The organism is Enterobacter cloacae complex sp. HYC074_NIDB, from assembly GCF_056673345.1.
On the sequence record NZ_CP114214.1, the window covers coordinates 3795583 to 3808289 of the forward strand.

Annotated in this window: 12 protein-coding genes and 3 tRNA genes; 8 read left to right on the forward strand and 7 right to left on the reverse strand. The window is 55.6% G+C overall.

What is annotated here, in order from left to right; all coding sequences use genetic code 11:
* Window positions 1-13: 13 nt before the first annotated feature.
* A complete protein-coding gene (locus O1724_RS18465) occupies window positions 14-1381 on the forward strand; it encodes an L-serine ammonia-lyase (RefSeq protein ID WP_126296839.1) in 1368 nt (455 codons plus the stop codon).
* 112 nt (window positions 1382-1493) lie between these two features.
* Window positions 1494-2249 (forward strand): flap endonuclease Xni, encoded by a 756-nt coding sequence (gene xni, locus O1724_RS18470; RefSeq protein ID WP_003862753.1) that lies wholly within the window; start codon window positions 1494-1496, stop codon window positions 2247-2249.
* Between the two features lie 57 nt (window positions 2250-2306).
* Here the strand turns inward: xni and rlmM are convergent, their stop codons facing one another.
* The 4 genes from rlmM to O1724_RS18490 form a co-directional block, all read right to left on the reverse strand.
* Window positions 2307-3407 carry a 23S rRNA (cytidine(2498)-2'-O)-methyltransferase RlmM gene (gene rlmM / locus O1724_RS18475; RefSeq protein ID WP_003862754.1) on the reverse strand — a complete coding sequence of 367 codons (1101 nt, stop codon included), beginning with the start codon at window positions 3405-3407 and terminating at the stop codon, window positions 2307-2309.
* On the reverse strand, window positions 3400-3795 hold the full coding sequence (locus O1724_RS18480; RefSeq protein WP_003862756.1) for a DUF423 domain-containing protein: 396 nt from the start codon (window positions 3793-3795) through the stop codon (window positions 3400-3402). The genes rlmM and O1724_RS18480 overlap by 8 nt, the downstream gene beginning before the upstream one ends.
* 39 nt (window positions 3796-3834) lie before the next feature.
* On the reverse strand, window positions 3835-4752 hold the full coding sequence (gcvA, locus tag O1724_RS18485) for a glycine cleavage system transcriptional regulator GcvA (RefSeq protein WP_003862758.1): 918 nt from the start codon (window positions 4750-4752) through the stop codon (window positions 3835-3837).
* Between the two features lie 358 nt (window positions 4753-5110).
* Window positions 5111-5338, reverse strand: coding sequence for a YgdI/YgdR family lipoprotein (locus O1724_RS18490; protein ID WP_003862759.1), 228 nt, complete (start codon window positions 5336-5338; stop codon window positions 5111-5113).
* Between the two features lie 191 nt (window positions 5339-5529).
* Between O1724_RS18490 and csdA the strand changes: the two genes are divergently transcribed.
* Together csdA and csdE are read left to right on the forward strand one after the other, a co-directional pair.
* On the forward strand, window positions 5530-6735 hold the full coding sequence (gene csdA / locus O1724_RS18495) for a cysteine desulfurase CsdA (protein WP_126296840.1): 1206 nt from the start codon (window positions 5530-5532) through the stop codon (window positions 6733-6735).
* Window positions 6735-7181, forward strand: coding sequence for a cysteine desulfurase sulfur acceptor subunit CsdE (gene csdE, locus O1724_RS18500; protein ID WP_003862762.1), 447 nt, complete (start codon window positions 6735-6737; stop codon window positions 7179-7181). The genes csdA and csdE overlap by 1 nt, the downstream gene beginning before the upstream one ends.
* Here csdE and tcdA read toward each other — a convergent pair.
* Window positions 7172-7978, reverse strand: a complete 807-nt coding sequence (gene tcdA, locus O1724_RS18505; protein WP_023323691.1) for a tRNA cyclic N6-threonylcarbamoyladenosine(37) synthase TcdA — start codon at window positions 7976-7978, stop codon at window positions 7172-7174. The two genes, csdE and tcdA, sit on opposite strands and share 10 nt — an antisense overlap.
* Before the next feature lie 75 nt (window positions 7979-8053).
* The gene (mltA, locus tag O1724_RS18510; protein ID WP_003862765.1) at window positions 8054-9151 is read right to left on the reverse strand and encodes a murein transglycosylase A; all 1098 of its coding nucleotides are present in this window, start codon (window positions 9149-9151) and stop codon (window positions 8054-8056) included.
* A 208-nt stretch (window positions 9152-9359) separates the two neighbouring features.
* On the opposite strand from mltA, the gene O1724_RS18515 reads away from it, so the two are divergent.
* The 3 genes from O1724_RS18515 to O1724_RS18525 all read left to right on the forward strand — a co-directional run bounded on the left by O1724_RS18515 (window position 9360) and on the right by O1724_RS18525 (window position 9805).
* Window positions 9360-9436 (forward strand) — tRNA-Met (locus O1724_RS18515).
* A 171-nt stretch (window positions 9437-9607) separates the two neighbouring features.
* A tRNA-Met gene (locus tag O1724_RS18520) sits at window positions 9608-9684 on the forward strand.
* Window positions 9685-9728: 44 nt separating this feature from the next.
* A tRNA-Met gene (locus O1724_RS18525) sits at window positions 9729-9805 on the forward strand.
* Window positions 9806-9894: 89 nt separating this feature from the next.
* Here the strand turns inward: O1724_RS18525 and amiC are convergent.
* Window positions 9895-11148: an N-acetylmuramoyl-L-alanine amidase AmiC gene (gene amiC, locus O1724_RS18530; protein ID WP_003862766.1), complete on the reverse strand. Its 1254-nt coding sequence runs from the start codon at window positions 11146-11148 to the stop codon at window positions 9895-9897.
* 227 nt (window positions 11149-11375) lie between these two features.
* On the opposite strand from amiC, the gene argA reads away from it, so the two are divergent.
* Window positions 11376-12707, forward strand: coding sequence for an amino-acid N-acetyltransferase (gene argA, locus O1724_RS18535; protein WP_003862767.1), 1332 nt, complete (start codon window positions 11376-11378; stop codon window positions 12705-12707).

Genomic DNA, 12707 nt, shown 5'->3' on the forward strand with positions numbered 1-12707 from the left:
CAATGGACGCATCATGATTAGCGTATTCGATATCTTCAAAATCGGTATTGGTCCTTCCAGCTCTCACACCGTCGGACCAATGAAAGCCGGTAAACAATTCACGGATGACTTGATTGCACGCGGCATTTTGCACGACATCACCCGCGTGGTTGTCGATGTATATGGTTCCCTTTCCCTGACCGGTAAAGGCCACCATACCGATATTGCCATTATCATGGGGCTGGCGGGTAATCTGCCGGATACCGTTGATATTGATGCAATACCTGGCTTTATCCAGGACGTGAACACCCACGGTCGTTTGCTGCTGGCGAACGGCGAGCATGAGGTTGAATTCCCGGTTGATCACTGCATGAATTTCCATGCGGATAACCTGTCGTTGCACGAGAATGGCATGCGCATTACCGCGCTGGCCGGCGACAAAGCGTTTTACAGCCAGACGTATTACTCCATCGGCGGCGGGTTTATCGTCGACGAGGACCATTTTGGTCAAAGCACCAATTCTGCTGTTGATGTGCCGTACCCTTACAAAAACGCGGCCGACTTACAGCGTCACTGCCAGGAGACAGGGCTTTCTCTCTCCGGCCTGATGATGAAAAACGAGCTGGCCCTGCACAGCAAAGAGGAACTGGAACAGCACTTCGCTAACGTCTGGGAAGTGATGCGCAGCGGCATTGAGCGCGGGATCACCACCGAAGGCGTGCTGCCGGGTAAACTGCGTGTTCCGCGTCGTGCGGCTGCGCTGCGCCGCATGCTGGTCAGCGCCGACAAAACCACCACCGATCCGATGGCCGTCGTCGACTGGATCAACATGTTCGCGCTGGCGGTGAACGAAGAGAACGCCGCGGGCGGCCGCGTCGTCACCGCACCAACCAACGGGGCGTGCGGCATTGTTCCGGCGGTCCTGGCGTATTACGACAAGTTTATCCGTGAAGTGAACGCAAACTCACTTGCACGCTACCTGCTGGTCGCCAGTGCGATTGGCTCACTGTACAAGATGAACGCCTCAATTTCTGGCGCGGAAGTAGGCTGTCAGGGTGAAGTGGGCGTAGCCTGCTCTATGGCGGCGGCGGGTCTGGCCGAATTGCTGGGCGCAAGCCCTGCGCAGGTTTGTATCGCGGCGGAAATCGGCATGGAACATAACCTGGGGCTGACCTGCGATCCGGTCGGCGGACAGGTCCAGGTGCCATGCATCGAACGTAACGCCATCGCCTCGGTGAAAGCAGTGAACGCGGCCCGTATGGCGCTGCGTCGTACCAGCGAACCGCGCGTCTGCCTCGACAAGGTTATCGAAACCATGTACGAAACCGGCAAAGATATGAACGCCAAATACCGCGAAACCTCCCGCGGTGGCCTGGCGATGAAGATCGTCACCTGCGATTAAGCCTCTCAGGAAGCCTCGTTTTGCGAGGCTTCTTCCTGTTTTCCCCACCATTCATAGTTTCATGCTGCGCTCAGTGTTACCCTTCACCCATTAGACAGAAGGGAGATTATCTGTGGCCGTTCATTTGCTTATCGTCGATGCTCTTAACCTGATTCGCCGTATTCATGCGGTACAGGGCACACCCTGCAAGGACACCTGTTTACACGCGCTGGAGCAGCTTATCCGCCACAGTGAACCCACCCATGCGGTCGCGGTTTTTGATGACGAAGCCCGCAACACGGGCTGGCGGCACCAGCGCCTGCCGGACTACAAAGCCGGGCGTGCGCCGATGCCGGACGATCTGCACGCAGAAATGCCCGCTATCCGCGCGGCCTTTGAGCAGCGCGGCGTTCCGTGCTGGGGCGCCCACGGTAATGAGGCTGACGATTTAGCCGCAACGCTGGCGGTTAAAGTCGCGAGCGCCGGACATCAGGCGACTATCGTTTCAACCGACAAAGGCTACTGCCAGCTGCTCTCCCCCACTATCCGTATTCGCGACTATTTTCAAAAACGCTGGCTGGACGCGCCGTTCATTGCCAGCGAGTTTGGCGTATCGCCTGAGCAACTGCCGGATTACTGGGGGCTGGCGGGGATCAGCAGCTCTAAAGTGCCGGGTGTCGCCGGTATTGGACCCAAAAGCGCCGCACAGCTGCTGACGGAGTTTCAGAGTCTGGAAGGGATGTACGCCCGGCTGAACGAGGTGCCGGATAAATGGCGCAAAAAGCTGGAGGCGCATAAAGAAATGGCGTTTATCTGCCGGGAGGTGGCGACGCTACAGACGGATTTACAACTGGACGGGAATTTACAGCAGTTAAGGTTAGAGCGTTAAAACAACTACACGATTTTGTAGGCCCGGTAAGCGCAGCGCCACCGGGCGTTACAAACGTTATCGCTCGTCGCGACGCCCCCCCACGGCCGCCCACCAGCGACGGATATGCACCGTCACTTCTTCGCGGTCGTGATAAAGCTGACGCGCCTGGATTTCCGCGTTAATCCCGTGTTCATCCAGCTGCTGCTGAATGTAGGCCAGGTTCTGCGACACCTCCTCATAGCGCTTTTTCATCGGCAGCTTGAGGTTGAAAATGGTCTCGCGACACCAGCCGTTCACCAGCCAGGAGGCCATCAGCGCGGCCACTTTCGCCGGTTTCTCAACCATGTCGCACACCATCCAGGAGATGTTGTTGCGGTTCGGGCGATAGCGGAAACCGTCTTCACGCAGCCAGGTGACCTGTCCGGTGTCCATCAGGCTTTGCGCCATTGGGCCGTTATCAACGGACGATACCCACATGTTGCGTTTCACCAGCTGATAGGTCCAGCCGCCCGGGCACGCGCCAAGGTCGACGGCATACATGCCGTTTGCCAGCCGTTCGTCCCACTCGTCCGCCGGGATAAAGACGTGAAACGCCTCCTCCAGCTTGAGGGTTGAACGGCTCGGCGCATCTGCCGGGAAGCGCAGACGCGGGATCCCCATAAAGAACGGCGAGTTATTGGTGGTATACGAGTAGCCTGCGTAACAACATCCTGGCGCAATAAAGAAGATATGCACGACTGGGCGCTTTGGCGTTTCGTAGTTTGTCAGCACACCCGCATCACGCAGCGCCGCGCGCAGCGGCACGGTGAACTTACGGCAGAACTTCATCAGCTCTTTGCTTTCGTTGGTGTCGGCCACTTCCACGCGCAAATCGCCGCCCTTCTCCACCACGCCCTGCAACAGGCCAACAATCGGCGTGATGCGATCTTCCGGCGGAAGATCTTTCAGCAGTTCACCCGCGACAAACATCTGACGGGCGAAAATCAATGAGCTGAACGGCAGTTCGCGCGCCAGCTTGTCGGCATCATCAGGCTGATAGCATTCAAATACCACATAGCCCGCGTTCTCTTTGACGCGAGCGAATCCAAAGACTTCACGCTTCGCCGCTTTATCGGTGATTTCCGCGGCGCACTCTTTCTCAAACCCCGGGCGACAATATAAAACAACCTTATTCATGAACAACGCCCTTGCGTTTCAGACGGATAGCTCCGATAAACATTAACACCCAACCCGCCAGGAAGCTGACGCCGCCGACAGGTGTAACAAACGCCCACAGGCGTAAATGCGACAGCGCCAGACAGTAAAGACTGCCGCTGAACAGTACGGTACCCAGCGCCAGAAAGACGCTGCTCCAGTAAAACCAGATGCTGATGCGGCGCTGCATCGCCACCGCCAGCCCAAAAATTGCCAGCGTGTGGAACGCCTGATATTCAAGGCCGGTCTGGATCCACCCCATCTCCACAACGCCCAGAGATTTGCTTAAGACATGCGCGCCAAACGCGCCCAGAGCTACAAAAATAAAGCCACTCACCGCGGCGAAAATCAGCATGAATCGGCTGGTCATGTTTAAGTCCTGAATTGATGCGTGCCCGGCACACAAACGTTATTGTTCATACCTGAAGCGGAATTTTTCTTGCTCGCTTGCCGCTTTCGCCAGTATCCACTGCCGGAAAGCGGCTATTTTACCCAGTTCTGCCTGACTGTCATGACAAACCAGATAAAATGCATTCTTGCTGACCAGTACATCGTTAAATGGGCAAACCAGACGGCCTGCCTCAATTTCGGACTGCGCCATAACGTTGTTTGCCAACGCCACGCCCTGCCCGTGAATGGCAGCCTGTAGCACCATCGCGCTGTGGCTAAAAATGGGCCCCTGCTGCACGTTTATATGATTAAGACCTAACTGGCGAGTATAAGTTTGCCAGTCGCGACGCGACGCATCGTGCAAAAGCGTATGTTGCGCCAGATCGGCGGGCGTTTTGAGCGCTTTATCCCCCGTCAGCAGCAGCGGTGAACAGACCGGCAACAGATATTCTGCGTATAATTTTTCCACACGCAAGCCCGGCCAGTTACCGCGACCGTAAAAAATCGCCACGTCCACATCATCTGCAAGCTTGTCTTCCTGACGGTCCACCGCCTGGATTCGGACATCGATTCCCGGATAAGTTGAGTTAAAGCTTGAGAGTCGCGGCACCAGCCACTGAATGGCAAAACTGGGCAATAAACTCACAGTCAGGGCGCCTTTTGCGCTCCGGGCCTGAAGCTTGCGAGTGGCTTCCGTCAGCTGGGAAAAAATCTCTTTAATATCCTGAAAATAGCTCTGCCCCTCTTCGGTCAACAGCAACGAACGGTTGCGTCGACGGAACAGCTTAAGCCCCAGAAAATCCTCCAGAGACTTGATTTGATGACTTACTGCGGCCTGTGTCACAAAAAGCTCATCGGCTGCGCGGGTGAAGCTGAGGTGGCGTGCTGCTGCATCAAAAACACGTAATGCATTAAGGGGTGGCAATCGCTTGGACATGGTTATCTGGCTTAGATGTTAACGAGATTTAACATATAGGAAACAACGTTTAACCTATTAGTTTTTTTTATCTGAGCCATTATAATTTGTCCGTTGAGGAACTACCAGCAAATACCTATAGTGGCGGCACTTCCTGAGCCGGAACGAAAAGCTTTTTTTGGAATGCGTGTTCTGAAGGGCTTTTGGCTTACGGTTGTGATGTTGTGTTGTTGTGTTGTTGTGTTTGCAATTGGTCTGCGATTCAGACCACGGTAGCAACGCTACCAATTTTTCACTTCCTGTACATTTACCCTGTCTGTCCATAGTGATTAATGTAGCACCGCCAACTTGCGGTGCTTTTTTTTCGCTTATCTAACTGTTAATGCTCGATTTCCTTCATCTCTTTCACGTCAGTGCGATTGATCTGCTGTTTGTTCCCGTTAGCATCTTTGTATGAAATCATCCCGGTATCATTATCGGTTGTCGGTTTCCCTTCAGAGACGATAGATCGACCATCGTTGGTATGCATTACGTAGTTATTTCCAGAACAGGCGCTCAGGGCAAAGGTCAACGCACAGGCAGAAATGATTGCAGCTGTCTTTTTCATGATTATCTCCTTTAGCAATTAATGCTATTCAAACCTCGATTTATAACAGGCTAAAACATCCGCCTAACACTATTTAGCATAACCTGCTTTTTCAGACTCGCCAGGATAAGCAGACAAATCTGATAGATATCAACTTCCTTGCCCTGCTGATGAATTTGCGCGACGATCGTAGAATCGATATGAGGAATTCCATGAACGCTTTCAGTCCTGCGCAGTTTCGCGCACAGTTTCCCGCGCTGGCCGATGCCGGCATTTATCTTGATAGCGCTGCCACGGCCCTTAAACCGCAGGCGGTGATTGAGGCAACCCGCCAGTTTTACAGCCTGAGCGCCGGGAACGTGCACCGCAGCCAGTATGCCGACGCGCAGCGCTTAACGGCGCAATACGAAGCCGCACGGGATCAGGTCGCGCGCCTGATCAATGCTGACAGCGGTAAGAACATCGTCTGGACGCGGGGCACCACCGAGGCCATTAACATGGTGGCGCAATGTTACGCGCGTCCGCTGTTGCAGCCCGGGGATGAGATTATCGTCAGCGAGGCGGAACACCACGCCAACCTGGTGCCCTGGCTAATGGTGGCCGAACAAACCGGGGCACAGGTTGTAAAGCTCCCGTTGGGTGCGGACTTCCTGCCTGACGTGGCGCGTCTGCCTGAGCTGATTACGCCGCGCAGCCGTATTCTGGCGCTGGGGCAGATGTCCAACGTCACCGGCGGCTGTCCGGATCTGGCGCGTGCCATTGAGATTGCCCATGCCAGCGGCGTGGTGGTGATGGTCGACGGTGCGCAGGGTGTGGTGCATTTTCCGGCTGATGTGCAGGCGCTGGATATCGACTTCTATGCCTTCTCAGGGCACAAATTGTACGGGCCAACCGGTATCGGCGCGCTGTACGGCAAACCTGAACTGCTGGCCCGGATGACGCCGTGGCTCGGCGGCGGCAAGATGATTACCGAAGTCACCTTCGACGGTTTTAAAACGCAGGATGTGCCCTACCGCCTGGAAGCCGGTACACCGAACGTGGCCGGGGTTATTGGCCTGAGCGCGGCGCTCGAATGGCTGGCAGAAACGGACGTGGTTCAGGCTGAAAGCTGGAGCCGGGGTCTGGCGACGCTGGCGGAAGAAGAACTGAAAAAACGTCCGGGTTTTCGCTCGTTCCGCGTGCAGGACTCCAGCCTGCTCGCCTTTGATTTCGCGGGCGTGCACCATAGCGACATGGTAACGCTACTTGCCGGATACGGCATTGCCCTGCGTGCCGGACAGCACTGCGCCCAGCCGCTGCTGGCGGTTATTGGCGTGAGCGGTACCCTGCGCGCCTCGTTTGCACCGTACAATACAAAAAGTGACGTCGATGCGCTGGTTTCCGCCGTCGACCGCGCCCTGGAATTACTGGTGGATTAATGACAAGTTCAGCTTTAGCCGGACACCCGTTCGGCACCGTTATTACTGAAGAGACGTTAAAACAGACCTTTGTCCCGCTCACGCAGTGGGAAGATAAATATCGTCAGCTGATCCTGCTGGGCAAACAGTTGCCTGCACTGTCAGACGAGCTGAAATTACAGGCGAAGGAGATCGCAGGCTGCGAGAACCGCGTCTGGCTTGGGTTTAGCGTATCCGGTGAGAAACTGCATTTCTTCGGCGACAGCGAGGGACGCATTGTTCGCGGTCTGCTGGCGGTGCTGTTGACCGCAATCGAAGGGAAAAGCGCCGCAGAGCTGCTGGCGCATTCTCCGCTGGCGCTGTTTGATGAGCTGGGGCTTCGCGCGCAGCTTAGCGCCTCGCGCGGTCAGGGACTGATTGCGCTAAACGACGCGGTGCTGGATGCCGCCCGTCAGGCTCAGGCCTGACGTTCCGCCTTCGCCATCATCTTCTTCAGGGCGTGAGAGACCGCCACAAAGCCGAAGGAGGCGGTAACCATGGTGGCCGCTCCAAACCCAGAGGCACAATCCATCCGCTTTGGCCCTTCCGCCGTGCTTTTCATCGCACAAACTGAACCATCCGCCTGCGGGTAGACCAGCGCTTCGGTGGAGAACACGCAGTCGACGCCCAGCTTGCCCTTGCTGTTCTTCACCACATTGAAGTCGCTCTTCAGGCGTTCACGCAGCTTGGCAGCCAGCGGATCCTGAATGGTTTTCGCCAGATCCGCCACCTGGATCTGCGTCGGATCGATTTGCCCGCCCGCGCCGCCGGTCGTGACCAGCGGCACCTTGTAACGACGACAGTAAGCGATCAGCGCCGCTTTTGGCCGCACGCTGTCGATGGCGTCAATCACATAGCTGTAGCCTCTGCTCATGTACCCCGCGACGTTATCTGCCGTCACAAAGTCGTCGATCACCGTCACCCGGCACTCCGGGTTGATGAGACGAATACGCTCCGCCATCACCTCGGACTTCGCCAGACCGACGTTATCACGCAGGGCGTGGATCTGACGGTTAGTGTTAGTCACGCAGACATCATCCATATCAATCAACGTAATTGCGCCAATGCCGGTTCTCGCCAGCGCTTCTGCCGCCCACGAACCCACGCCACCAATGCCCACCACGCAGACATGCGCATCCGCGAACAGTTGCAGGGCTTTTTCACCATATAACCGTGCCGTGCCGCCGAAACGCTGGCGCCAGGCATCGCTGATTACCACAGACATAAAACCTCAGATGTAAAAAGGGTGAGGTATTCCTCACCCTGAACCGTAATCCGTCTTGCGCTCAGAATACCACAATCAGCCGCTGAATACGTTTCCGGTACCCGGCGCTGTCTTCAGCACCCACACGCGTCCGTAGTGGTTATACCAGCCTGCACGATGGCCGGCATCCGGGCCGATGCCCTGATAAATGTCGAAGTGCTGGCCTTTAATCGCCCCACCCACGTCCAGCGCCACCATCAGGCGTAATTCATACTTGCCGTTGAATTTGCCGTTGTTGTCGAGGAGTGGAACTTCCGCCAGCAGAGTGGTACCCGCCGGAATAATCGAACGATCCGATGCCACAGAAGCGCGGCCAATCAGCGGGACGGCGCTCGCCCCTTTCACCGGCGCAAAGTTCTGCGGTTTGAAGAAAACAAACGATGGGTTCTGCTCAAGCAGCTCACGCACTTCCGCTTCGCTGTGCTTTTCGCCCCATTCGCGGATAGCCTGCATCGACATATCTTCTCGTTTCACTTCGCCACGGTCGATCAGCACCTTACCGATGCTGCGATAGGCATGGCCATTTTTACCGGCATAGCTAAAGAAGTTCAGCGGCGAGCCGTCGCCAAAATCAATATAGCCGCTGCCCTGCACGTCCATAATGAAGTTGTCCATCAGCGAGTTGCTGTAGGCCAGAACATAATTTTCGCTTAGCGCGCCGGCGTAGATCTCGGCGCGGGACGGCAGACGACCGCGTTTCGGCGGCATACGGTAAATGGGATACTGGAACTCGCCCTGGCGCGTGTGTCGCGCCTGGACAACCGGGGTGTAGTAACCGGTAAACTGGACGTTACCGTAGTTATCCGCCCCCTCCATCTGCCAGGCATCGATACCAAACTGGCGCATATTGCGGGTATCACCGCCTGCACGCAGCCAGTCCTGCACGGCACTATAAACGTTGTTCTGTGCGCCATACAGGCGCGGCGACGCTTTGCGGATCTGGTACACCTGCTCGGAGAAATCCCCGGCATTGATTGGAGCACCCACGGCATCGGGCTGGTTAACTAAAGAGAAAGGCTGGGATAATTTCCCGTCTTTATACTGTTGACCGCGATCGGTCGGTTTGGAAGAGCAGGCCGCAAGAATCGCCACCATTGCGCCTGTCATCAGATACTTCGCCCAACGTCCTTTCATTATATCTCGTCTTTTAGTTGCCCAATTCCGCGAGATGAAGATAACAAACCCACCGTGTTAATGAAATGCAATCGCCTTCCCTTTGGCAAATTCTGCACAAAAAATAGTCCAAAGTGGCTTTTGCCGTTCATTTTGCATACAAAATAATGAATTATGTGAAAAAGGGGTTGCATCACAAACCTATCCGAGTATAGTGCGCTTCCACGGACGCGGGGTGGAGCAGCCTGGTAGCTCGTCGGGCTCATAACCCGAAGGTCGTCGGTTCAAATCCGGCCCCCGCAACCAATTAAAATTTGATGAAGTATCTTCTACGACTGTAGAAGTTTTTGCGAAGTAGTTCGAATCACAGCAAGGCGACGACGCAGTGAATCCTTAGGAGCTTACTCCAGTAAGTGACTGAGGTGAACGAGGAAAGTCAACGCAGATGTGGTTTGAAATACGAAGCAAAAAGACGGACGCGGGGTGGAGCAGCCTGGTAGCTCGTCGGGCTCATAACCCGAAGGTCGTCGGTTCAAATCCGGCCCCCGCAACCAATCAAATTTGAAGAAGTAAGTTTCTACAAGTGTAGAAAGACGGACGCGGGGTGGAGCAGCCTGGTAGCTCGTCGGGCTCATAACCCGAAGGTCGTCGGTTCAAATCCGGCCCCCGCAACCAACACTTCTTAAAACAATAAACACCCTGAAGGGTGTTTTTTTGTATCTGGCGTTTGTGAAAATGCCGGGCATGATACCCGGCTTAATGCCCTACCCCCGCCGCGCCAGCGTTTCCCCGTCTGAGAAGTAGGCCCGAATCCCCGCCAGAATCGACTCCGCCACTTCCTGCTGGAATTTAGCCGTCTTGAGCTTACGTTCCTCTTCCACGTTACTGATAAACGCGGTTTCGACCAGAATGGAAGGAATATCCGGCGCTTTCAGTACCGCAAATCCGGCCTGCTCGACGCTGTTTTTGTGCAGCTTGTTGACCCGGCCCAGTTTGCCCAGCACCGCTTTACCAAACTTCAGGCTGTCGGTAATAGTCAGCGACTGCACCATATCAAACATCGTATGGTCGACGTAACGGTCGCCACTTTTGCTCACACCACCGATTAAATCCGAGGCGTTCTGCGTGTCCGCCAGGTATCTCGCCGCGGTGCTGGTCGCCCCTTTTGTTGACAGGGCAAACACTGAGGATCCGCTCGGCTGGCGGCTGGTGAAGGCATCCGCATGAATAGAGACAAACAGATCCGCGCGCTGCTTTTGCGCTTTTGCCACGCGGACCTTCAGCGGAATAAAGACATCTTCGTTGCGCGTCATATAGGCGCGCATATTGCCCTCTTTGTCGATCAACGCCTTCAGACGACGGGCAATTTGCAGCACCACATCTTTTTCGCGGGTGCGATATTTCCCGACGGCGCCGGAATCTTCTCCGCCGTGGCCAGGATCGAGCATGATCACAATCGGGCGATCGCGCCCCGCCTTGCCAGGCTTTGGACCACTTTGCGCTGGCGGAACCTGGCTGTCGAGATCGCCTTTGTTGTAATCCTCAAGTAATGCCAGGAGCGGATCCTGAATATCCGTCGCATTCGCCGGATAGAGATCCATCACCAGACGCTCCTTAAAAGCGGCAACAGGCGCAAGGGCAAAGAGCTGCGGTTTCACGTTCTGCTTCAGCTCAAACACCATGCGCACGGTTTGCGGATCGAACTGCCCGACGCGCGCCGATTTGATAAACGGATCGTCGCCACGGATTTGTGCTGCCATGCCTTTAAGCACGGAGTTGAGGTTCACACCTTCGAGATCAACCACCACACGTTCAGGATTGCTGAGGGCAAATTGCTTGTATTTCAGCACGCGATTGGACTCGACCGTCACGCGCGTATAGGTCGACGACGGCCAGACGCGCACCGCGACTACCTGGCTTGTGGCGGCAAGACCCACCTGGCTGACGCTAAGCAACCACATCGCCCCGGCCCCTTTTAACAGGCGGCGGCGGCTTATTGCTGAATTGGATCCCGACATGCTTCTCCCGAGCAAGAAATCTGATTGATGAACAAAACGCCCAAATTGACCGAAAACTTTAACGAATGACGCATAAACTGTCATCTATAAAAGGGTAAACAATCATACGTTAACGCACGGATTACTTATTATTTTCTGTGGGTCGCAGAAAATTTAGGCTTGCACACGCGGCCACGATCGAATAAAAATACATAAATTACGAATAAACATTCACTAAGGGTTGTGTCATGGTTAAGGAACGCAGAACCGAACTGGTCCAGGGATTCCGCCATTCTGTTCCCTATATCAACACCCATCGGGGAAAAACGTTTGTCATCATGCTTGGCGGCGAAGCCATTGAGCATGAAAACTTTTCCAGCATCGTCAATGATATCGGCCTGCTGCACAGCCTCGGCATCCGTCTGGTGGTGGTGTATGGCGCACGTCCGCAAATCGAAGCCAACCTGGCCGCCCATCACCATGAGCCGATCTACCACAAACACACGCGCGTGACGGATGCGAAAACCCTCGAACTGGTCAAACAGGCGGCGGGTCTGTTGCAGCTCGATATCACTGCCCGCCTGTCGATGAGCCTGAATAATACGCCGTTGCAGGGCGCGCACATTAACGTGGTGAGCGGCAACTTTATCATCGCTCAGCCGCTCGGCGTGGACGATGGCGTGGATTACTGCCACAGCGGTCGCATCCGCCGTATTGATGAAGACGCCATTCACCGCCAGTTAGACAATGGCGCGATCGTCCTGATGGGGCCCGTTGCCGTCTCCGTAACGGGTGAAAGTTTTAATCTGACCTCAGAAGAGATTGCCACCCAGCTGGCCATCAAGCTGAAAGCGGAAAAAATGATCGGCTTTTGCTCCTCGCAGGGTGTCGTGAACGATGAGGGCGTAATTGTGCCAGAACTTTTTCCGAATGAAGCCCAGGCGCGCGTGGAAGCGCTGGAAGCAGAAGGCGATTACTATTCCGGTACCGTGCGTTTTCTGCGCGGCGCCGTTAAAGCGTGCCGCAGCGGGGTGCGCCGCAGCCACCTGATCAGCTATCAGGAAGACGGTGCGCTGTTGCAGGAACTGTTCTCCCGGGACGGGATCGGTACGCAGATCGTCATGGAGAGCGCCGAGCAGATCCGCCGTGCCACCATCAACGATATCGGCGGCATTCTGGAGCTGATCCGTCCGCTGGAGCAACAGGGCATTCTGGTTCGCCGCTCCCGGGAGCAGCTGGAGATGGAGATCGACAAGTTCACCATCATTCAGCGCGATAACCTGACCATTGCCTGTGCGGCGCTTTATCCGTTCCCGGAAGAGCAGATTGGCGAAATGGCGTGCGTTGCCGTGCACCCGGATTACCGTAGCTCCTCGCGGGGGGAACTGCTGCTTGAACGCGTGGCGGCACAGGCGCGCCAGATGGGTCTGAGCAAGCTGTTCGTGCTCACCACGCGCAGCATTCACTGGTTCCAGGAGCGCGGCTTCACGCCGGTGGATATTGATTCCCTGCCGGAAAGTAAGAAAGAGATGTACAACTACCAGCGCCGCTCGAAGGTGTTAATGGCGGACCTGGGATAA

What these genes read in the sequence shown, in the direction of transcription:
- argA (WP_003862767.1), top strand. Translation starts at nt 11,376, where the DNA reads ATGGTTAAGGAACGCAGAACCGAACTGGTCCAGGGATTCCGCCATTCT.
- gcvA (WP_003862758.1), bottom strand. Translation starts at nt 4,752, where the DNA reads ATGTCCAAGCGATTGCCACCCCTTAATGCATTACGTGTTTTTGATGCA.
- csdA (WP_126296840.1), top strand. Translation starts at nt 5,530, where the DNA reads ATGAACGCTTTCAGTCCTGCGCAGTTTCGCGCACAGTTTCCCGCGCTG.
- amiC (WP_003862766.1), bottom strand. Translation starts at nt 11,148, where the DNA reads ATGTCGGGATCCAATTCAGCAATAAGCCGCCGCCGCCTGTTAAAAGGG.
- mltA (WP_003862765.1), bottom strand. Translation starts at nt 9,151, where the DNA reads ATGAAAGGACGTTGGGCGAAGTATCTGATGACAGGCGCAATGGTGGCG.
- O1724_RS18490 (WP_003862759.1), bottom strand. Translation starts at nt 5,338, where the DNA reads ATGAAAAAGACAGCTGCAATCATTTCTGCCTGTGCGTTGACCTTTGCC.
- O1724_RS18465 (WP_126296839.1), top strand. Translation starts at nt 14, where the DNA reads ATGATTAGCGTATTCGATATCTTCAAAATCGGTATTGGTCCTTCCAGC.
- rlmM (WP_003862754.1), bottom strand. Translation starts at nt 3,407, where the DNA reads ATGAATAAGGTTGTTTTATATTGTCGCCCGGGGTTTGAGAAAGAGTGC.
- csdE (WP_003862762.1), top strand. Translation starts at nt 6,735, where the DNA reads ATGACAAGTTCAGCTTTAGCCGGACACCCGTTCGGCACCGTTATTACT.
- tcdA (WP_023323691.1), bottom strand. Translation starts at nt 7,978, where the DNA reads ATGTCTGTGGTAATCAGCGATGCCTGGCGCCAGCGTTTCGGCGGCACG.
- O1724_RS18480 (WP_003862756.1), bottom strand. Translation starts at nt 3,795, where the DNA reads ATGACCAGCCGATTCATGCTGATTTTCGCCGCGGTGAGTGGCTTTATT.